The organism is Enterobacillus tribolii, from assembly GCF_003363015.1.
Lineage (GTDB): Bacteria > Pseudomonadota > Gammaproteobacteria > Enterobacterales > Enterobacteriaceae > Enterobacillus > Enterobacillus tribolii.
Window position 1 is genome coordinate 283,490 of the sequence record NZ_QRAP01000007.1, and the last position, 21,113, is coordinate 304,602.

General features: G+C 54.2%; 18 protein-coding genes. 11 read left to right on the top strand and 7 right to left on the bottom strand.

Annotation, left to right across the window (positions count from 1 at the left end; translation table 11 throughout):
- Nucleotides 1–51 precede the first annotated feature (51 nt).
- Nucleotides 52–1,062 carry a quinone-dependent dihydroorotate dehydrogenase gene (gene pyrD, locus C8D90_RS15985; RefSeq protein ID WP_115459462.1) on the top strand — a complete coding sequence of 337 codons (1,011 nt, stop codon included), beginning with the start codon at nt 52–54 and terminating at the stop codon, nt 1,060–1,062.
- A gap of 164 nt (nt 1,063–1,226) precedes the next feature.
- Nucleotides 1,227–1,778 (top strand): cell division protein ZapC, encoded by a 552-nt coding sequence (locus C8D90_RS15990; RefSeq protein ID WP_115459463.1) that lies wholly within the window; start codon nt 1,227–1,229, stop codon nt 1,776–1,778.
- 36 nt (nt 1,779–1,814) lie between these two features.
- On the opposite strand, the gene C8D90_RS15995 is transcribed toward C8D90_RS15990, so the two are convergent.
- Nucleotides 1,815–2,918 (bottom strand): YcbX family protein, encoded by a 1,104-nt coding sequence (locus C8D90_RS15995; protein ID WP_115459464.1) that lies wholly within the window; start codon nt 2,916–2,918, stop codon nt 1,815–1,817.
- A 99-nt stretch (nt 2,919–3,017) separates the two neighbouring features.
- On the opposite strand from C8D90_RS15995, the gene rlmKL reads away from it, so the two are divergent.
- The 7 genes from rlmKL (at nt 3,018) to C8D90_RS16030 (ending at nt 12,392) form a co-directional block, all read left to right on the top strand.
- The gene (gene rlmKL, locus C8D90_RS16000) at nt 3,018–5,144 is read left to right on the top strand and encodes a bifunctional 23S rRNA (guanine(2069)-N(7))-methyltransferase RlmK/23S rRNA (guanine(2445)-N(2))-methyltransferase RlmL (protein WP_115459465.1); all 2,127 of its coding nucleotides are present in this window, start codon (nt 3,018–3,020) and stop codon (nt 5,142–5,144) included.
- Between the two features lie 4 nt (nt 5,145–5,148).
- On the top strand, nt 5,149–7,056 hold the full coding sequence (locus C8D90_RS16005) for an ABC transporter ATP-binding protein (protein WP_115459466.1): 1,908 nt from the start codon (nt 5,149–5,151) through the stop codon (nt 7,054–7,056).
- A gap of 170 nt (nt 7,057–7,226) precedes the next feature.
- Nucleotides 7,227–8,480 carry a membrane integrity-associated transporter subunit PqiA gene (gene pqiA, locus C8D90_RS16010; protein ID WP_115459467.1) on the top strand — a complete coding sequence of 418 codons (1,254 nt, stop codon included), beginning with the start codon at nt 7,227–7,229 and terminating at the stop codon, nt 8,478–8,480.
- A complete protein-coding gene (pqiB, locus tag C8D90_RS16015; RefSeq protein WP_115459468.1) occupies nt 8,480–10,123 on the top strand; it encodes an intermembrane transport protein PqiB in 1,644 nt (547 codons plus the stop codon). Before pqiA ends, pqiB begins: the two co-directional genes overlap by 1 nt.
- Nucleotides 10,123–10,686, top strand: coding sequence for a membrane integrity-associated transporter subunit PqiC (pqiC, locus tag C8D90_RS16020; protein ID WP_115459502.1), 564 nt, complete (start codon nt 10,123–10,125; stop codon nt 10,684–10,686). The genes pqiB and pqiC overlap by 1 nt, the downstream gene beginning before the upstream one ends.
- 258 nt (nt 10,687–10,944) lie before the next feature.
- A complete protein-coding gene (rmf, locus tag C8D90_RS16025; protein WP_115459469.1) occupies nt 10,945–11,112 on the top strand; it encodes a ribosome modulation factor in 168 nt (55 codons plus the stop codon).
- Between the two features lie 341 nt (nt 11,113–11,453).
- Nucleotides 11,454–12,392 carry a LysR family transcriptional regulator gene (locus tag C8D90_RS16030; RefSeq protein ID WP_115459470.1) on the top strand — a complete coding sequence of 313 codons (939 nt, stop codon included), beginning with the start codon at nt 11,454–11,456 and terminating at the stop codon, nt 12,390–12,392.
- A 55-nt stretch (nt 12,393–12,447) separates the two neighbouring features.
- On the opposite strand, the gene fabA is transcribed toward C8D90_RS16030, so the two are convergent.
- On the bottom strand, nt 12,448–12,966 hold the full coding sequence (gene fabA / locus C8D90_RS16035; protein WP_115459471.1) for a bifunctional 3-hydroxydecanoyl-ACP dehydratase/trans-2-decenoyl-ACP isomerase: 519 nt from the start codon (nt 12,964–12,966) through the stop codon (nt 12,448–12,450).
- 67 nt (nt 12,967–13,033) lie between these two features.
- Nucleotides 13,034–14,779 carry an AAA family ATPase gene (locus C8D90_RS16040; RefSeq protein ID WP_162844413.1) on the bottom strand — a complete coding sequence of 582 codons (1,746 nt, stop codon included), beginning with the start codon at nt 14,777–14,779 and terminating at the stop codon, nt 13,034–13,036.
- A 208-nt stretch (nt 14,780–14,987) separates the two neighbouring features.
- Between C8D90_RS16040 and matP the strand changes: the two genes are divergently transcribed.
- Nucleotides 14,988–15,434, top strand: coding sequence for a macrodomain Ter protein MatP (matP, locus tag C8D90_RS16045; protein ID WP_115459473.1), 447 nt, complete (start codon nt 14,988–14,990; stop codon nt 15,432–15,434).
- Between the two features lie 88 nt (nt 15,435–15,522).
- Here matP and ompA read toward each other — a convergent pair whose 3' ends face one another.
- Both ompA and sulA read right to left on the bottom strand, forming a co-directional pair.
- Nucleotides 15,523–16,578 (bottom strand): porin OmpA, encoded by a 1,056-nt coding sequence (gene ompA, locus C8D90_RS16050; protein ID WP_115459503.1) that lies wholly within the window; start codon nt 16,576–16,578, stop codon nt 15,523–15,525.
- Between the two features lie 345 nt (nt 16,579–16,923).
- Nucleotides 16,924–17,424 (bottom strand): SOS-induced cell division inhibitor SulA, encoded by a 501-nt coding sequence (sulA, locus tag C8D90_RS16055; protein ID WP_115459474.1) that lies wholly within the window; start codon nt 17,422–17,424, stop codon nt 16,924–16,926.
- Nucleotides 17,425–17,648: 224 nt separating this feature from the next.
- Between sulA and C8D90_RS16060 the strand changes: the two genes are divergently transcribed.
- Nucleotides 17,649–18,287 carry a TfoX/Sxy family DNA transformation protein gene (locus tag C8D90_RS16060; RefSeq protein ID WP_162844414.1) on the top strand — a complete coding sequence of 213 codons (639 nt, stop codon included), beginning with the start codon at nt 17,649–17,651 and terminating at the stop codon, nt 18,285–18,287.
- Between the two features lie 46 nt (nt 18,288–18,333).
- On the opposite strand, the gene yccS is transcribed toward C8D90_RS16060, so the two are convergent.
- Complete coding sequence (gene yccS, locus C8D90_RS16065; protein ID WP_115459476.1) at nt 18,334–20,475, bottom strand: YccS family putative transporter; 2,142 nt, start codon at nt 20,473–20,475, stop codon at nt 18,334–18,336.
- A 54-nt stretch (nt 20,476–20,529) separates the two neighbouring features.
- Entirely contained in the window at nt 20,530–20,976 is a 447-nt protein-coding gene (locus C8D90_RS16070; protein WP_115459477.1) for a YccF domain-containing protein, read from the bottom strand.
- Between the last annotated feature and the right edge of the window lie 137 nt (nt 20,977–21,113).

Genomic DNA, 21,113 nt, shown 5'->3' on the forward strand with positions numbered 1-21,113 from the left:
GCAAATCACTGATAATACGCCCCCGGTTTGCACCGGGACTCAGGAGATAACATGTTTTACCCGCTCATCAGAAAGGCGTTGTTCCAGCTTAATCCGGAACGGGCGCATGAATTTACCTTCCAGCAATTACGCCGTATTACCGGCACTCCCCTTGAATTTCTCGTCCGTCAGTCCGTTGCCGCAAAGCCGGTAAACTGCATGGGGCTGTCGTTTAAAAATCCGCTGGGCCTGGCCGCCGGCCTGGATAAAGACGGCGAATGTATTGACGCATTAGGGGCAATGGGATTTGGTTCCATTGAAATCGGTACGGTAACGCCGCGCCCGCAGCCGGGAAATGATAAGCCGCGTTTATTCCGCATCGTGGAGGCGGAAGGGTTAATTAACCGGATGGGGTTTAACAACCACGGGGTTGATAATCTGGTCGAGAACGTGAAGAAATCCCATTTCGGCGGGATCCTCGGAATCAATATCGGCAAGAATAAGGATACGCCGGTTGAAAACGGTAAAGATGATTATTTAATTTGCATGGAAAAGACCTATTCTTATGCGGGTTATATTGCCGTCAATATCTCTTCTCCCAACACGCCGGGGTTACGTAGTTTACAGTATGGCGAAGCGCTGGATGATTTATTGGGCGCGATAAAAACGAAGCAGGCGGAGTTACACCAAAAGCATCACAAATATGTTCCTGTGGCGGTTAAGATCGCGCCGGATCTTTCACATGAAGAATTGATCCAGGTAGCCGATGCGTTAGTCCGTTATAATATTGATGGTGTAATTGCCACGAATACGACGCTTGACCGGAAACTGGTTGCCGGACTGAATTATTGTGAGCAAGCCGGGGGGCTCAGCGGGCGTCCGCTCCAGTCACGCAGCACGGAAGTGATTCGTTTACTTTCCGCAGAACTTCAGGGACGTTTACCGATTATCGGCGTGGGCGGAATTGATTCCCTAATAGCCGCGCGGGAAAAACTCGACGCCGGTGCAACCCTGATTCAAATCTATTCCGGTTTTATCTTTAAAGGTCCCGGATTAGTGAAAGATATCGTTAACTACCTCTAAATTTCTGCCTGTATTTCCGCCATTCCTATCCCGGGGGTTTATTTATTCCCCGGGGTAGTCTATATTTTCACCTGTCCGATAACGCAGTTGTTTGTCCATGCCAGGAGGCTTATTCCAACCGCGTTGGTAATAGCGGCGTTGTTTATGCAGTAAAAGGAAAAGCGATGAACATAAAACCCGATGATAATTGGCGTTGGTATTTCGATGAAGAGCACGATCGTTTAATGCTCGATTTAGCGAACGGAATGGTTTTTCGATCCCGCTTTCCGGCAAAGATGTTAACGCCGGATGCGTTTGGTGAAAGCGCTTTTTGCGTTGACGATGCAGCGCTCTATTATCAGTTTGACGAGTGCTGCCGCAGAATAGGTTTAACGCGGCAGCAATGTGCCGAGCTGGTATTAAATGCATTGGTGGCGAACCGTTTCTTAAAACCGCTGATGCCGAAAAGTTGGCATTTCAATCAGCAAACGCTGGCTATACGTCCCGGCGTCGGCGAGTGCGTGGCGGTGCATGTTGAAGCGTCGGCGGAATACGCCAGCCTGCTGGTGGTTGAAGCGGGGGATAACGCCAGCCTGTGCCTGCTGGCTCAGCCGCAACTGGTGCTGGCCGGGCGCGCCATGCAACTGGGCGATGCGATTAAAGTTATGCACGATCGTCTGTTGCCGGTGACGGTAGTCGAGCATTCCCGTCATCAGAATTTGCCACAGGCGGTATAACGCGCCGGATATATTTTCCGGCGCAACGGGGCCATTTCAGGCGAGCCGGATATTGCTTTTAGGTATGCAACTGCACGTCAGAATTGTTCCGTTATCGCTCACCGCGCTTTGCTTGAGCGCCGTGACTTCACCTTCTTCCAACGTCAGCCGGCAACTGCCGCAGATTCCCGCCCGGCAAGAATAAGGAATGCGGAACCCCTGCATTTCCAACTGCTCCAGCAACAACTGCTGATTATTACCGGTAAAAACGTTGCCCTGATAGTCAATCTGCACGTCATGCGCCTGCGCAGCCGGTGCTTCCAGGTTTTCCGTTGTTTCGCCCGCATGGTAAGGGCGTGGCGGCCTGGTCGCTAACACCTCCACCTCATCGCCCTGACGAATAATGCCGCTGTTGCGCGCGATCATATTCATCCCGAAATCCACGTCGCCGTTATCGGCGGTGCGGAAGCTTTGCAGGGTCGCCAGCGGTTCGGCGGAAGGGTGCTTGCGCCCCCGTTCGATATTGACGGTGGTCAGCACGCAGCGGCTGCACGGTTTGACCAGATCGAACGTCACGCCGCCCACGCGCACGGTTTGCCAGCCGTCCTCAGCGAACGCCGGCGCGCCGCTGACCACCAGATTGGGCCGGAACTGCTCAATGCGCACCGAGGCCGGGCAACGCCGTTGCAACTCCCGGAACGACGCTTCATTAATCAGTAAATAAGGGTAGCCGTCGGCAAAAGTGAGCGGGACTTCCGGGTAGCGCTTAACCCGGCGGCTGGGCTCGGTGCCCAGCCAGCGCAGTTGCACGTCGCGCTGTAATTGCCGGCTCAGCCATTGGTTAATGGCGTCGGGCGCGATGCGCGCGGTGAAGTGGTTGCCCCAGACTTCAGTCGGCATCGCCTGCGCGGCAAAATCCTGCCAGCGTGCTATGACCGCCTCGCCGTCCGGCGCGGTAATGGCGATGCCGTCCGGCAACAGGGCCGGGGTAAACGTCACCATCTGCGGGTATTGGCGTGCGGTAATAAAGGTGCCGTCCTGCTCTGTCACCATCAGGATACGATCGAAAGACAGCCCGGAGGATGTTGCCTGAGCCTGTGAAAGCTGTATACCTCGCATAGATTTAACAGGATGAATGAACAGCTTTGACAATGTGAGCATGATAATCCCGGACCGGTAAACTGAAAGCAGCAACTTTATGACATGCGGTCGGGATTAGCTATAATGCGCCACAACTTTATTTATAGTGACACGAATAGTATGAAATCTCTGTTTGCCAGCACCGCACGCGGCCTTGAAGAGTTATTGAAAACCGAACTGGAAACGCTGGGCGCCCAGGAATGTAAGTTGACGCAGGGCGGCGTGTATTTCCAGGGCGACGAACGCCTGCTGTACCGCAGCCTGCTGTGGAGCCGGTTGGCGTCGCGTATTTTATTGCCGCTGGGTGAATTCAAGGTATACAGCGATTTGGATCTTTATCTGGGCGTACAGGCGGTCAACTGGCCGCAGGTATTCAGCGTGGATAAAACGTTCGCCGTGCATTTTACCGGCACCAATGATGAGATCCGCAACAGTCAGTACGGGGCGCTGAAGACCAAAGACGCCATCGTCGACGGCTTTATGCGTAAGCTGAACGTGCGTCCGGCCGTAGCAAAACAGAATCCCGACATTCGTATCAGCGTATTTTTACAGCGCGAAATGGCGACCGTTTATCTGGACCTGAGCGGCGAAGGTTTGCATCAGCGCGGTTACCGTGAAGGCACCGGCCAGGCGCCGCTGAAAGAAACGCTGGCCGCTGCGGTGGTGATGCGCTCCGGCTGGCAGCCGGGCACGCCGATGGTTGATCCGATGTGCGGCTCAGGAACCCTGTTAATTGAAGCCGCGATGATGGCCAGCGACAGGGCGCCGGGGTTGCGGCGTACACATTGGGGCTTCAGCGCCTGGCAGGGCCATGATGAAGTCCTGTGGCGCGAGGTAATGGCCGAAGCGCAGGTGCGCGCCCGGCGCGGATTGCAGGAGACGACGTCGCGCTTTTTCGGTTTTGACGTTGATCGCCGGGTCATCGATCTGGCGCGCGCCAACGCCCGCCGGGCCGGCGTTGGCGAAGTGATCTCTTTTGAGGCCGGCGATGTCGCCCGTCTGCAAAATCCTCTGCCGCAGGGGCCGGTCGGCACCGTTGTCAGCAACCCGCCGTATGGCGAGCGCCTGGAGAGCGAACCGGCGCTGATCGCCCTGCACAGTACGCTGGGGCGGATTATGAAAAGCGCGTTCGGCGGCTGGCAGCTCTCGTTGTTCAGCGCATCGCCCGAACTGCTGAGCTGCCTGCAACTGCGTGCTGAACGTCAGTTTAAGGCAAAAAATGGCCCGCTCGACTGCGTGCAAAAAAACTACCGCCTGGCGGCGGCGGAAGGGCGTGAGCATGTCGCTTCGGGCGAAATCGCTGCGGATTTTGCCAACCGTCTGCGTAAAAACCTGAAGAAGCTGGATAAATGGGCGAAGCAGGAGGGCATTGAATGTTACCGCATTTATGACGCCGATCTGCCGGAATATAACGTGGCTATCGATCGCTATGCCGACAAGGTTGTGGTGCAGGAGTATGCGCCGCCAAAAAGCGTCGATCCGCAGAAGGCCCGCCAGCGCCTGTTTGATATCATCAGCGCAACGCTGAGCGTTCTTGCGCTCCCGACCGGCGCGCTGGTGCTGAAAACCCGCGAACGCCAGAAAGGGAAAAGCCAGTATGAGAAGCTGGCGCAGAAGGGCGACTTCTTCCAGGTAACGGAATACAACGCCCGTTTCTGGGTCAATCTGACCGACTATCTTGACACCGGGTTATTTCTCGATCACCGCATCGCCCGGCGTGAGCTGGGCAAAATGAGTAAAGGGAAGGATTTCCTCAATCTGTTCGCCTATACCGGTTCCGCCAGTGTGCACGCCGGGCTGGGCGGCGCGCGCAGCACCACGACGGTGGACATGTCACGCACCTATCTGGAGTGGGCGGAGCGCAATTTGCAGCTCAACGGGCTGTCCGGACGCCAGCACCGGCTGATTCAGGCCGATTGCCTGTCCTGGATGCGGGACTGCCGCGAGCAGTTTGATTTGATCTTCATCGATCCGCCGACCTTCTCCAACTCCAAGCGGATGGAAAATACCTTCGACGTCCAGCGCGATCATCTGCAATTAATGGCGGATCTGCAGCGCATTTTGCGCCGCGGCGGCACCATTATGTTTTCGAATAACAAACGGGGATTCAAAATGGATCTGGCCGGGCTGGCGGCGCTGGGGCTGAATGCCAGAGAGATCACCGCCAAAACCCTGTCGCCGGATTTCGCCCGTAATGCCCAGATTCACAACTGCTGGCTGATTACCCACGCCGGCGAGGAAAAATAAGTTTATGTCGTTAATCAGTCTTTCCGGCGCCTGGCTGTCGTTCAGCGACGCGCCGTTGTTGGATAATACCGAGCTGCACATTGAGCAGAATGAGCGGGTGTGCCTGGTTGGCCGTAACGGGGCGGGAAAATCCACGCTATTAAAGATTCTGAGCAAAGAGCTGCCGTTGGATGACGGCCGGATCGTCTATGAGCAGGATCTGGTGGTGTCGCGCCTGCAACAGGACCCGCCGCGCGACGTGAACGGCACGGTATTTGACTTCGTCGCCGAAGGCGTGGCGGAGCAGGCCGAAGTGCTGAAAAAGTATCAGGAGCTTTCCGTGCGGGTGGCGCGCGATCCGAGCGAGCAGAACCTGAAACAGCTCGCCGTATTGCAGGAAACCATGGAGCACCAGGGGCTGTGGCGCATTGAGAACCGTATCCGCGATGTGTTGACCCGCCTGGCGCTCTCCGCGGATATGCACCTGTCCGAGCTGTCCGGCGGCTGGCTGCGTAAGGCCGCACTGGCCCGCGCCCTGGTTTGCGGGCCGGATGTGTTGCTGCTGGACGAGCCGACCAACCACCTCGACATCGCCGCCATTGGTTGGCTGGAGGAATTCCTCAAAGAATTCGGCGGCAGCATCGTCTTTATTTCCCATGACCGTTCTTTCATCCGCAATATGGCGACGCGCATCGTGGATCTCGATCGCGGTAAGCTGGTGTCCTATCCCGGCGATTACGATGCTTATCTGACGGGTAAAGAAGAAGCCCTGCGCGTTGAAGAGCTGCAGAACGCCGAGTTCGATCGTCGCCTGGCGCAGGAAGAGGTCTGGATCCGTCAGGGAATCAAGGCGCGGCGCACACGTAATGAAGGGCGTGTCAGGGCGCTGAAGAGCATGCGCCGCGAGCATGCGGAACGCAGAAACGTGATGGGCAGCGCCAAAATGCAGGTGGAAGAGGCGCTGCGCTCCGGAAAAATCGTATTTGAACTGGAAGACGTCAGCTACGGCATAGAAGGGAAAACGCTGCTCAAGGATTTCAGCGTTCAGGTACAACGCGGCGATAAAATTGCGTTGATCGGCCCTAATGGCTGCGGTAAAACGACGTTGCTGAAGCTGATGCTGGGGCAACTGAAGCCGGATAGCGGCACGGTACGCTGCGGCACCAAGCTGGAAGTGGCCTACTTCGATCAGCACCGTGCCGAGCTGGATCCGGAAAGAAGCGTGATGGATAACCTGGCTGAGGGTAAGCAGGAAGTGATCGTTAACGGTCGTTCTCGTCACGTGCTGGGCTATTTGCAGGACTTTCTGTTTCATCCCAAACGGGCGATGACGCCGGTGAAGGCGTTGTCCGGCGGTGAGCGTAACCGTCTGCTGCTTGCCCGGTTGTTTTTAAAACCCAGCAACCTGCTGATTCTTGACGAACCGACCAACGATCTTGATATTGAAACACTGGAACTGCTAGAAGAGTTGATCGATGGCTACCAGGGCACCGTTATGCTGGTCAGCCATGACCGGCAGTTCGTTGACAACACCGTGACCGACTGTTGGATCTTCGAAGGCGACGGCGTCGTTAACGTTTATGCCGGCGGGTATTTCGACGCCCACCAGCAGCAGCAACAGGTCCAGGCGTTACGTCAGCCCGTGTCCGCTCCTTCGGTAAAATCTGAAACACCAAAGCAGATTGAAACAAAAAAAAGAGCCGGGAATAAACTAAGCTATCATTTAGTCCGCGAGCTGGAACAATTGCCGCAGCGCATCGAAGCGTTGGAAAATGCGTTGGAGACGTTGCAGCAGCGGGTGGCCGATCCGGCATTTTTCAGCGGTCCGCATGACGAAACGCAGCGCGTGCTGCAGGAAATGGCGGATACGGAAAAATCTCTGGAAGAGGCGTTTGAGCGATGGGAGTCACTCGAAGCGCAGAAAAATGGCTGATTCAAGGTATGACGGTCAGATAAAAGCAGGGTAATCGCGTCGTTCGCGCCATCCCTCAGGAGGGCGCGCAGTCGTCGTCATATTGAGTGGGTTTCGCCGGATCGTCCGTGCCGCAGGGCATCATACCGTCCGGTGTTTTCATTATGCTGTTAATTTGAGGTGGAAAGGAAATGTGTTCTGAACAGCATGGTGATCGCAGGGTTTTGTGCCCGCAGTGCGATATGTTGGTGGTGTTGCCTGTGCTCGACTGGGATACCAAAGGGGTATGCCCGCGCTGCCATACCACGCTGAGCGCCTGCTGGCGGGAGCCGAACCGCCGTCCGGCGCTTTATGCCCTCAGCGCGCTGTTCATGCTGCTTTTAGCCAATTTGTTTCCCTTCGTGAACATGTCGGTTGCCGGCCTCAAAAGCAACATCCGGTTGATTGAAATTCCTTCCGTGCTGGTGGCGGAAAATTACGCCTCCATGGCGACCATGTTTATGATTTTCGTCCAGCTGGTGCCGATCTTCTGCATGGTATCGATCGTGCTGCTCAGCCTGCGCGTGCCGCTGCCGGGCGCAATAAAACGCTTTATGGCGAAGGTCATGTTTCAATGCAAGACCTGGTGCATGGTGGAGATTTTTCTCGCCGGCGTGTTGGTCAGTTTTGTAAAGCTGATGTCATACGGCGACGTGGGCATCGGCACCAGCTTCATAGCTTACTGTATCTTCTGCCTGTTACAGGTGCGTGCGTTTCAGATCGTCGATCGCCGTGTGATATGGGAAGACATCGCTCCGGCCCCCCGCCTGACCCTATCACTGGTGCCGGGAAAAACCGGCATACGGCAGGGGGTACGTTCCTGTGGCTGCTGTACTGCCATCTTACCTGCGGACCTCCCGGATTGCCCGCGCTGTGGAACCACCGGCCATGTAAGGCGCCGCAACAGCCTGCAGTGGACTCTGGCCCTGCTGGTGACGTCCGTCATGCTTTATATTCCTGCCAATCTGATGCCGATCATGGTCACGGAAGCGTTGGGCAACAAGCTCAACTCAACCATTATGGCCGGGGTGATCATGATGTGGGGGGACGGCTCATATCCGGTTGCCGCGGTGATTTTTATCGCCAGCATCATGGTGCCGACGCTGAAAATACTGGCTATCGCCTGGCTGTGCTGGGATGCGAAATACGCTACGCGCGGCGACAGCGAGAGAATGCACTTTATCTATGAAATCGTGGAGTTTGTCGGACGCTGGTCGATGATTGACGTTTTTGTCATCGCCGTTCTGTCCGCATTGGTACGAATGGGACAACTGATGAGTATTTACCCCGCAATCGGCGCGTTGCTGTTTGCCATGGTGGTTATTCTGACCATGATCGCAGCAATGGTATTTGACCCAAGACTGATTTGGGATCGGGAAAGAGAAAATAACAAGGAGCCGCATTAATGAGCAATCATGATGAAAGCGTGGCGAAGATAGAGAAAATCAAACGCTGGTCACCCGTTTGGATTGTGCCTATCGTGACTGCGCTGATCGGCGCCTGGATTATTTTTTATCACTTCAGCCATCAGGGACCGGAAGTCACCCTGACGACCACCAATGCGGAAGGACTGGTGGGCGGAAAAACGGCGATAAAAAGCCGCAGCGTGGATGTCGGCCTGGTAGAGAGCGTTACGCTGAGCGATAACCTGAGTCAGGTTATCGTCAAAGCCCGGCTGAATTCCGGCATGGAAAAGCTGTTACGTAAAGACAGCGTGTTCTGGGTCGTGAAGCCGCAGGTAGGCCGCGAAGGCGTCTCCGGGCTGGGGACGTTGTTGTCCGGCGCCTATATTGAGCTGCAGCCCGGTAATGACCGGCAGAGCGAAGAAAACTTCCGCCTGCTGGAACAACCTCCGCTGGCGTCTCCCGATGCCAAAGGCATCCGCGTAACGCTGGAAAGCGCGCAGTCAGGGCAGCTTGCTCCCGGCGATCCGGTGTTGTTCCGCGGCCTGCGGGTGGGAACGGTGGAGACCAGCCAGTTTGACACGGATAAACGCATCATGCGTTACCAACTGTTTGTCACTTCGCCGTACGACTCGTTGGTCACCACAAACGTACGTTTCTGGCTGGACAGCGGTATCGCGTTTGACATGTCCTCTGCCGGTATGCGCGTTGAGATGGGGTCGCTGACCACGCTGTTCAGCGGCGGCGTGAGTTTTGATGTCCCGCAGGGATGGGATCTGGGCGAGAAAACGCAGAATCAGGCGGTTTATCAGCTGTTCGCTAATTCCCAGAGCATCCAGGACTCCCTGTACAGCGATCATAAAGATGTCGTGATGTTCTTCAGTGACTCCATTCGCGGCCTGCAGGCCGGTGCACCGGTGGAATTCCGCGGTATCCGTCTGGGGACGGTGGCTCAGGTGCCTTATCTGATCAAAGGAACGGTGCAAAAGCTGGATTCTAATTACCGTATCCCGGTTCTGGTGCGCATTGAGCCGGATCGTATTCAGAAGAAGGTCGGCGACAAGATGGACGTATTACAGACGCTGCTGAAGGCGACTGAGCACGATAATCTGCGCGCATCCCTGAAATCAGGCAACCTGTTGACCGGGGCATTGTACATCGACCTCGATTTCTATCCTCAGGCCAAGCCCTGGAGCGGCGATAAAGTGGCCGGCGGATACCCTGTCGTGCCGACGGTCAGCGGCGGTCTGGCGCAGATGCAGCAAAAACTGACCGGCGTGCTGGATAAGATCAACAACCTTCCGCTGGAACCGATGTTGACCGAAGCGACCAATACGCTGAAAGAAAGCCAGGCGGCAATGGCGAAGACACAGAAAACCGTGGATTCACTCAACGCGATTCTTGCCAGCAAAGAAATGCAGTCGTTGCCGCAGGATATGCAGAAGACATTGCAGGAGCTTAACCGCAGCCTGAAAGGCTTCCAGCCGGGGTCGCCGGCATATAACAAGATGCTGGGCGACATGCAGCGTTTGGATCAGGTATTGCGCGATCTGCAACCGGTGCTGAAGACCCTGAATGAGAAAAGTAATGCGTTGGTGTTCGAAGCGCCGGCGGGTAAAGATCCTCAGCCGAAGAGGGCTAAATGATGAAAAGATGGATTATCGCAGCAACGGTGTTGCTGCTTGCAGGCTGTAGCGGCAGCGCCAATAAGTCATACTACCAGCTGCCCGCGGCGACGGGCGCGGTAACGGCGGTGGCCGGGCAGGATACGGGCCGCCAGCTGTGGCTGGAGCATGTGGCCGTTGCGGACTATCTGGGGGGGAATGGCGTGGTGTATCAGACGAATGACGTTCAGTATGTCATCGCGTCTAACAACCTGTGGGCCAGCCCGCTGGAACAGCAGTTGCAGCAGACGATGCTGTCGAATCTGAGCGCGATGCTGCCCGGCTGGATCGTCACGGGGCAATCGCTCGGCGCGGATCAGGACGTGCTGAATATCACGGTGACCGGTTTCCACGGGCGCTATGACGGCAAGGCGGTGATAAGCGGCTCCTGGGTGCTGAACCACAAAGGAACGCTGACCCGCCGCGCTTTCAACCTGGAGGTTGCGCAACCGCAGGACGGCTATGACGCCCTGGTTCGCGCGCTGGCGGAAGGGTGGCAGCGTGAGGCGGGGCAAATCGCCACACAGTTGGCGGCTATTCGCTGACGCTTAATCTTTTTTCTGCTTTCTTGTTCTCCCGCAGCATAAAACATGCTGCGGGTTTTTTATATATGACAAATAGTTAGGATAATCTTCATTTATTTTTTCGTTTTTCCTTCCCGCCGATAGCCTACAATTGTGACATTGGTATGAATTTTGAGCATTGACCCGATCGCTAAAAAAAGCTATTCGTTAAGGGTGGCGGCAACGGCAAGCGCCGTCATTGTTTTCTTTCCACCAGAATCAAAATGAGGGAAAAAAGGCATGAAGAGACAAAAACGCGATCGTCTTGAGCGGGCTCAATCGAGAGGGTACCAGGCTGGCATTTTGGGGCGTCCTAAAGACATTTGCCCTTATCAGTCACTGGATGCCCGTTCTCACTGGCTGGGAGGCTGGCGGAAGGCCATGGAAGACAGGGTCGTAATGGCATAATGTAGTAGGCCTTCCCAAAAATAAAGACGAACGTTTGACCTCCGCTGCGGCGGAGGTTTTTTATGGGAAATATCTGCAAAATATATACATTAATTCTATATTTCTATTCTTGGTATTTGAGCTTTATATTGTAAAAAAATAAAAAAATGTCTTTATTAGAGTTTTATAAAAAATTAGTCTATTATTTTATTTGGTCGGTCTGATAATAATCAGCGTGAATGGTATTTTATAAATACAATGACTATACAAATAGATGTTGACCTACTTTTCTAGAGAAATTAAACATCGACAGATGTCATCTCTATTTTCCTATATTTTTATGGACATATATCGGGAAATTTATGGATTACAGCTCACATAATGACGGACTAAAGCTGCTGAGACGATTCGATATGAATTTGCTTACCATTTTTGAGGCGGTTTATGCTTACAAAAGTGTCAGCAAAGCAGCGGAGGCCCTTGGGATGACGTCACCAGCCGTGAGTCAGAGCATCCAGCGTCTGCGGGGTTATTTCCCGGACCCCTTGTTTATCCGCATCGGCAAAGGCATCTCGCCGACGGTCTATGCAGATAGTTTACACAGTAATATTAAAAGCAGTCTTATTGATATCATCGGTATATTCAGCACCAAGAATGAATCAAACCGTACGCTGGTCATATGGAGTGAGCCTTATCTCGGTGTGCTTTTATTATCTTCGGTTTGTGAACTGTTTGAACAAAGTACTAATTTTCATTGTCAGATTTTACATCGCCCGCTGCCGGAAAAAGATAATGGTGCAGAAGAAGCATTAATGTATCACCGTGCTGATATTATTTTTGATACCAAGGCGACTTATAGCCCGGGCATTGAAGTAGAAAATGTTTATTCTGACAAAATGGTCGCGGTATGCCGTACGGATCATCCGAGAATAAAAGATCGGTTGACCGTAGATATGCTTCAGGATGAAAAACAGGTTTTTCTTAACCGGACCTCAATGAAAATGGCGTCTGCGGAACAGGGCGATTCGTTCAAAGGCGCAGAGACAGCCTTCAGCACTTATTCGCTGATGACCTCCTTGTCGGTGATTGAGTCAACGGACTATGTCGGTTTCTTCCCGTTAACGCTGGTAAATAAGATGCAGCCCGCGTTTCGTATCCGGCAAATTGAGTGCGATTTTGAACTGGGTGACTACGAGATATATATGTCATACAGCAAAAAAGCGATGCAGGATCGGTTATTGCTGATGTTGCTGAACATGATTCGCCGCAGGTTGGCGTCGATGAATGCGCAGGAGCGTTAAGAACAGAGAAGAGCAGCGCGGTGATGAATACCGCGCTATAGGGGCAGATAAAGGATTAGAAACTGCTGGTATCTTTAAATAACCCGACCTTCAGATCGCTGGCAGTATAAATCACGCGGCCATCAACCAATACTTCACCATCGGCAATACCCATGATCAGGCGACGGTTTACAACACGCTTGAAGTTAATACGGTAGGTAACTTTTTTCGCGCTGGGGAGAATCTGGCCGGCAAATTTTACTTCGCCAACGCCGAGCGCACGTCCTTTTCCTTCGCCGCCCAACCAGCCGAGGTAGAAACCAACCAGTTGCCACATGGCATCAAGGCCGAGACAGCCAGGCATAACGGGATCGCCGATAAAATGGCACTTGAAGAACCACAGGTCCGGATTGATGTCGAATTCGGCCTCAACGTAGCCTTTGTTGTGGCTGCCGCCGTCTTCGGTCATCTTGATAATGCGGTCCATCATCAGCATATTGCCCGCCGGTAACGGCGGTCCGCCGGCGCCGAACAGCTCACCGCGCCCGGAGGCTTCAAGGTCTTCTTTCGTATAGGATTCGCGTTTATCTACCATAATTCTCGTAAGCCTTATTAAGTTAAGGGGGCATCTTAGCTAACGGGTGTACGCTGAACAACTCCGATCAGCCGCGGCCGATTCCGGTTAACAGGCGTAACAGCCAAGGTATTTGCCTTTTATCTGGTTGATTATGCAAAGCAATCCGTTCCTGAATTGCACCGATCAAGCAAGGGCCGTTGTCGCTGTTGTACGCGACGCCGGTCAGAATCGGCAGGGCATCAGCGGCATTTTCCACCGCCCACAGATGAAACTGACCGGCTTTAACCGCCTCAATCACATCGTCCTGCAAACAGAGATGACGCAGATTGGTAAGCGGCAGAATGACACCCTGAGAGCCGCTTAAGCCACGCCGGCGACAGATGTCAAAGAAACCTTCAATCTTTTCATTTACGCCGCCGATAGGCTGGACGTGACCAAACTGGTCAACGGAGCCCGTAACGGCGATTTCCTGGCTCAGCGGCTGCTGCGACAGCGCGCTAATCAGCGCACACAGCTCGGCCAGGGAGGCGCTGTCGCCGTCAACCTCGCCATAGGATTGCTCAAACACCAGCGAGGCCGAGAAGGGAAGCTGTTGTTCCAGCTCCAGTTCGGAGATCAAAAAAGCCTGCATGATCATCATGCCTTTGGCATGAATATTCCCGCCCAGTTCGGCCTTGCGCTCCACGTCGGTAAATTCCCCGTCCCCCAGATGCACCACGCAACTGATGCGCGATGGTTCGCCGACCATCGTCGGATGCCCGGGATATTCGAGTACGGAGAGACCGTTGATTTGCCCGACCACTGCACCTTCGGTCTCAATCAGGATCTGACCCAGCTCAATTTCATCGTGCAGGCGCTCCGGCAGATATCCTTCACGCCAGCGGCGCGCTTCCTGCGCGGCATTGAGGGCCGCAGCATCCAGGATATTATCAGCACAGGCAGCCGTCTCTTTGAGAATACGGGCGATCCAGGACGGGCTGAGCGGCAGTACGCTTTGATCGCTGATTGCCCGGTTAGCGCACCTGACCAGCGCCGGCCAGATGTCGGCCGCCAGCGGCGGCAAACGATGCTCGCGGGCAATGGTCGTTACCAGTTGACACCAGCGTGTCATTTCTTCTTCGCCGATCAGCGGCATGTCGGCTTCAAACTCACCGTAAACGGCGGCACCGCTTAATTCCGGTTCCATATCCTGAAGCGCGCCCAGCTCTTCCCGGTCGCTGACCAGAATAATTTTCAGGTCGACAGGCATGTTGGGAACGGAAATCGGAAGAGGGCGTGTTTCATCAGGCGAATGCCAGATAAAGGTCCCGCTAATGACGATTTGTTTCAGGCGCAACCACATCAGCGGCTGCGAGAGCAAGGCACGCAGCGAAAGGATCAGCACGCCGCCGTTTACCTGATGGACCAGGCCTGGCTCAAGGGTAAACCGGCCGTCATGACACCGTACGGCGCCAAACAACTGTTCAGGCTCTACCCATTCAGCAAACATCACGCGCTGACGGGCGGCGAAATTATCGCTCTCATGCTCTGCCGGCATGATGCTGATGTGAGTGCCATCAATATGGTACTGACTGCCGCGACAACCGGACTCCGGCATCATTTCATTCACCGCACGGCTCAGCAGCGCGTAATGCTCGCGGGTTTCATCGGCTTTGACCATCATAAAACGCGATGGGGACAACGGATGGCAGAAATGGCGCAACGCGTTTTCCAGTCGCGGCTGATATTCCGAAAAAGTGATGGGCGGGGCAGCATCAGCGGCGTCAAACACGGAGAGGTAAGGCGCCGTGTCGGGCAGTAAGGATTGCCAGTCGAGTCTATAATTGCTCAAAGTCGTCAGGTCAGTATATTAATCAGTAAATAAAGGGAGGATTATACAAGATTCCGTACCGCTGCACAGGGACAAACGTGTTGCGCGTGACGCGGGAGGATTTCTTGCATTGATTATAAAAACAACGTGTTTTCATGGTTGACACTCTGCAAAACCGCAAAAAGTTGTTATTCTTATTGAAAGTTACCGCGTCACGGGTGCATATGCCATGAAATATCAACAGCTTGAGAATCTGGAAAGCGGATGGAAGTGGAAATACCTGATCAAAAAACATCGGGAAGGCGAACTTATCACCCGCCATCTGGAGTCCAGTATGGCGCAACAGGCGGTGGATGAGCTGCTCGAGCTGGAAAATGAGCCGGTAAAGGTGCACCAGTGGATCCGCGACCATATGAATCCCGCGCTGGAAAATCGTATGAAGCAGACGATTCGTGCGCGGCGTAAACGTCACTTTAATGCAGAACATCTGCATACCCGCAAGAAATCGATAGATCTGGAATTTTTGGTGTGGCAACGCTTGGCGGCATTGGCTCAGCGGCGGGGAATTACGTTGTCGGAAACTATCGTGCAATTGATTGAGGATGCGGAGCGCAAAGAGCAATATGCCGAACAGATGTCTCAGCTGAAGAAAAACCTGCAGTCGTTCCTGGAATAAATAATGCGTTACCTATTGTTGCATTCTGGTACAGACATAAAAAAAAGCCCCGCATCAGCGGGGCTTCTTGCTAAAGGTTACGTAGTAATTAGCCCTGCGGCTGAGTTACAACGTCTTTAACGCCTTTAACTTCGATTTCTACGCGACGGTCCGGAGCCAGGCAGTCGATCAGAGCAGCCTTCGGCTTCACGTTGTCACAGGTAGAACCGGTAACCGGATCTGATTTACCCATACCGCGGGCAGAGATCTTGTCAGACGGGATACCTTTGGAAACCAGGTAATCAACAACGCTCTGAGCACGTTTCTCAGAAAGTTTCTGGTTGTACTGCTCGGAACCGATACGGTCGGTGTAACCCATAACAACAACAGCACCGTCTTTCGGGTCCAGGTTGCTCAGCTGAGAGTACAGCTGATCCAGAGCCTGCTGACCTTCAGCTTTCAGGGTAGACTTGTTGAAGTTGAACAGAACGTCAGACTTCAGAGTGAAACGCTTGGTTTCAACAACCGGAGCTGGGGCCGGAGCCGGAGCTACCGGAGCAACAACGTCGTCCTGGCCGAAGCGGTAAGCAATACCAACGCTCAGCAGGGAGTTGTCCGGACGTGCGCCAACGGTCTGTGCGTCGCCGATGTTGCTAACATACTGGTATTCCAGACGGGTAGCGATGTTTTTGGTCAGCGCATATTCAACACCAGCGGCAGCCAGCGGAGAAACGCCGGTGTCGTTGTCTTTGAAGCGGCCTTCGCCAGCTTTCCATGCGGTGCCGTCAGCACGCCATACCATACCACCCAGACGGGTATAGATATCCAGGTCGTCCATAATCGGGTAGCTCAGCTTAGCGGACAGCTGTACACCCTGTGCTTTGAATGCGCCGTTAGCGTCATTGCCTTTGTACTGCATGCGACCCAGCCAGTCGTAACCCAGTTCGAAGCCCAAGTACTGGTTAGCCTGATAACCCAGGTATGCACCTGCGCCCAGTTGATCCGGACGGGTGATGTTCGGGTTCAGATTTTCCATGCTCGGGTCCATGTAGTGGGACCAGCCCAGTTTGGCACCGGTGTACCAGGTGTCATCTTTCGGTGCGGCTTGCGCTACGGTAGCGAAGCCAGCCAGTGCCACTGCTAATGCGATAGCTGTCTTTTTCATTTTTTGCGCCTCGTTATCATCCAAATAGGCTTTAAAGCCCTTGGTTAAAATCCTTCGCCAAGGTTTACGCTCTGTTAATTACTCTACCATGAAATATATGGCGTTATTAGAGCAACCTTAGCGTTACCAAGTCTACAACGACTTTAGAAACTTACAAGTGTGATGTGATTATGATCAACAAAAAAAAGCCTCTACGTGTATGGATTGTTCAAGTTTTTGCTTAATTTTTAACCTTGTTTTTTCATTAGGCGCAGAGCTAACTATCGGTACAGAGAGGGGTTACGCTGAAAAAATAAAAATTTCCTTCTGAATCCATAGCTTCGGTGAGAGTAATCCGATTTTTACTTAATGATACAATTTTGTTTGAATTTTCAACCCGCTCTGAGGTCTTTCCGGCACGGATCGGGAGGATTCCTGATGCAGGATCAAACCGATACATTGCCCTTCATGCGCGGCCTCGTTTAAACGGCGGCGCGTCTCTTCGTCTACCGCCGGCAGCCAGCCGAGCACCACGCTGTAATTTCCGCTGCGTAATGCCTTAAGCATAATTTCCGCTGATTCTATGGGGGAGTTTTGCTCAAAACGCATGATCTTGTTTGCCGGCAAACCGGCGCGTTCCAGCCAGGATTTATTCGGGCGCTGAGGCGAGTTCAGCCAGAGCTGCCAGCGGGACTGCTGGCCAAGCTGACGCAGCAGGGGGAGCAACAGCAACGACATCGCGGCCTGGTGTTCGCCGTAAACCAGCTCGCTGATCATACCGCCGCTTGCAGGACGGTCGAAATCAAACCTCATCTGCCGTGAGGGACGGGCGGCTGAACGGCGCAGGTATAAAGATTGTGCGTGCATAGTGGTTCTCGCTCATGCTTACTGTTTATGTATACAGTAGTGTATGTATGAACAGATATCAACCCGTTTTTATAAAGACGTTCGCAAATTTGTGAAGAAAATCGGTGCGGAGTCACTTTCAATTTGGAGGGGCGCGATTTATTGAGTATTTTCTGTAATTAGCTGTTCTTCTTACATTTATTTGTAATGGAAATGGTTCGGAGGGATAACATAGGAATATGTGTATGAAAGGATTAAGTTCCACAAAAGCAGAGGTCGCCGCGGCCGTTCTCGAGTCCCTGGGGGCGATAAAATTTCGTTCACAATTCGGCGGTTTCGGGCTATGGCACGGAAAAAATATGTTTGGCGTGATTGCCGACGGCGAGCTTTACCTGCGGGCTAACGGCGAGCTCGGGCAGAGGTTCACCCGCCGCGGGATGTCCCCGTTTATCTATACCAAACGCGGCATTCCCGTCCGGATGGGGTACTACCGCGTGGAGGAAGCGATCTGGAATGACTGCATGCTGTTTCGTAAGCTTGCCCGGGCTTCCATCCGGCAATCGGTACAGGAGAAATCGCTGCAGGCCAGGGAAAGCGTGCGTCTGCACATGCTGCCCAACATCAGCGTTTCAATCGCGCGTGCGTTGTACCGTATCGGCATCACCAGCGCGGAACAACTGGCCCAACTCGGGGCGGAAGAGGCTTTTCTGAGGCTGAAAAATGACCGGGCAGAGATCTCCGACCAGGTTCTTTATGACCTGGCCGGCGCCATCAACGGATGCCATCGGGCGGTGTTGCCGGAGTCGATCCGCAAAGCCCTGGGGCGCTGGCTGTTGGAACAACTGCAGAAAAAGGGCATGCCGAAAAAGAATTCAAAGACCTGATGCGCCACGCACCGGAATGCCGGGAGCGACGCCCGGCAGGCTGGCCCTAATCATGACCCGGCGCCGACAGGCTGTTTTTGAGGCTGACCAGCTCAGGAAGCAGCCCCAGTATCAGGCCGGCTTGTTGCATCACGATTTGCGCCTTGCCGTCGCCGTCCGGGTTGTAGCCGGCCATTCGCGCCTGTAAGCGGATGATGGCATTTTCCGTGCGCTGCGCTACGTCGTCGCCGTAATTCAGGACATCGTCCACGTAACAAACGGCATCATTCAGAATTTCGAGCGTGGTGGAATCTGAAAGTTTGTCCCGGTGTGCGCCAAGGGCGGAAATGTAGCTCAGCAGCGTGTGGTTAAGGCACAGCAGACGAAAAGCCGCGTCACGGGTTGCGGCATCATTTTTGGGTTCCACGGACATATTAGAAACGACCGACGCCAGCTCCGCGTCGCTGTTATGCGCGTCCCTGCGGGCGATGCGGTAGTCCAGGCCGTTGGATTTCCCCTGGTGGTATTGCACCATGATAGCGTCCAGGTAACGGCAATCGGCGTTCAGGGTTTTGGCGATAACGGCGGGAAGCTGGCGGAATTTCCAGTCCGGCCAGATAAACGTAACGGCTCCCCAGGCGATGGCGCAGCCGATCAGGGTGTCGAACACGCGCGGCGCCGCAACCTCAAAGCCTTCGCCGAGCAGGTTAAAACACAGTAATACCAGCAGGGTGATAAACATGGTGGCATGGGCATACTGAACGTTACGGAAAGCGAAAAACAGCACGCCGCTTATCACGATCAACAACAGTTGCCCCTCCAGCGAGGGAACAAAATAGAGGATCGGCAATCCCAGCAAAATCCCTGCCAGGGTGCCGATGATACGTAACGCCAGCCGGCGGCGCGTGGCGTTATAGTTGGGCTGGCAAACGAACAGGCTGGTCAGCAGGATCCAATAACCGTGGGTCAGACCGGCAAACTGGATAAACGCGTAGCCGGTGACCAGCACCAGCGACATACGCACCGCGTGGCGGAATAACGCGGATTGCGGCGTCAGGTGGCGCCGGATGCGCAGCATCATATCGCTCCAGCCGTTGAGCCGGTCGTCTGACAGCGTGTTTTCTTCTTCCCTGATCGTAGCCAACACCTGTTCGGATTCGATGTTCGCCAATTGGGCATCAATAGCTTTCAGGTTGGTTAACAGGTTAAACAGCGACTTCACCAGCGGGTCTTGCGCCTGCGTCTGTGTACTGATGCGTTGCAGCGTGGCGTCGAGGTGGGTGAAAACCTGTTCGAAACGCGGATCGTGCTGATATTTCTGATGCAGCAGAATCGACTGCGACAGTTGCTGGCAGGCGCGGGCCTGTAGCATCAGCAAGCGCTGAAAGCGAAACAGTACATCGCTGTAGCGGAATGTCTGGCTCAGCTGTGAGTATTGGAAATGGGAGGAACTGGCGCGTTCGTGGATATCCTGTGCGGCGAAATAATAATGCAGCGTCCGGCGCGTACCGCGCTGACCGCGATCGCCTTTCAGCCGGGTCAGCAGCGAGGCTTTTGCCTGATTCAGCGTCGTGACCAGCGCCCCGTTCGCCATGGCCAGATTGACCGAGGCCTGATCAAAGTTGTCCTGATCAGGATCGAACAGGTTGGATTTCGCGTCTAAATAGGCTGCCAACTGCGTATAGCAGCGGGAGAGATTTTCCTGCAACGGCCTGATGGGAAACAGCAGATGCCCCAGCAGCGTCAGCACGTTATACCAGATGGCGCCGATCAGCAGCAGCGCGGGCTGTTGATACCAGACCTGGTACATGGAAACGCCCAGCATGGTATAGATGGCGATCAGCAGAGCGCCGAAGGCGATGGTGGCATAGCGCTGCCCCCATGACCCCAGCAGAATAAATCCGGCGGTGGAAATCAGCAGCCCGGCGGCGAACAGCCAGGGGTAAGGAAACAGCAGTTCGATGGAGACCGAAGCCACAAAGAAACAGCACAGCGTGATCAGCAGATTACGCAAGCGTCCGACCAAACGATCGTCCAGATCCGTCAGCGCGGCGGCAACAACGCCCAGCGTCAGCGGAATGGTCAGCCGCGGCTCCCCCATCAGCCAGGGGAGCGCGGTGGTTCCGCTCAGGGCCAGAAAAATACGGATGTTGTAAAATAACGCACTGTTATAGGCATAACGACGAATGCCCGGTGAAAGCGAAAGCACGACGGCGACCTCTATCCTGAAATCCTGATTCCTGAAGCCATAACGGCGATGGCGTTATTCAAAGCGGCGGCGGGCATTGGCCTCGCGCATCTGCTGCGCCACTTCAACGGAGACGACGCGTCTGCCGACCGGCCACAGGGCGATAACCGCGATCTTAAAATTGGCGATACCCACGGGGATGCCGATGATTGTCAGGCATTGTGCAATACCGGTGGTGATGTGCGACAGGCACAGCCACCAACCGAACAAAATGAACCAGACGACGTTAAGCAGCGTTCCACCGGTGGACATCAGGACATTGCGCTGATCGGGGTATAAATCATCAACGCGGACGGCCTCATTACCGTACGGGAACAGCGACAGCCGGGTGATTTCCCAGCAGGAACGGGTAAGTGGCAGGGTGAAGATAAGGATGATGCTGACCAGGGTTGCCAGCAACCAGCCCAGGGTCGTGAAGAAACCACCTAAGATAAAATTAAGAATGTTCAATACGGTACGCATACATGCCTCTTTGCAGCGTAAAAACGGCGTCTTTGCGCGCGGCAGGCGTTCAGCCTGAATGGCCGCAGCAAAAAACAGACCGAAAACGCCAGTTTACCCTGTTTTCAGGGCTAGAGTGAGTATAACGATTATAGGTA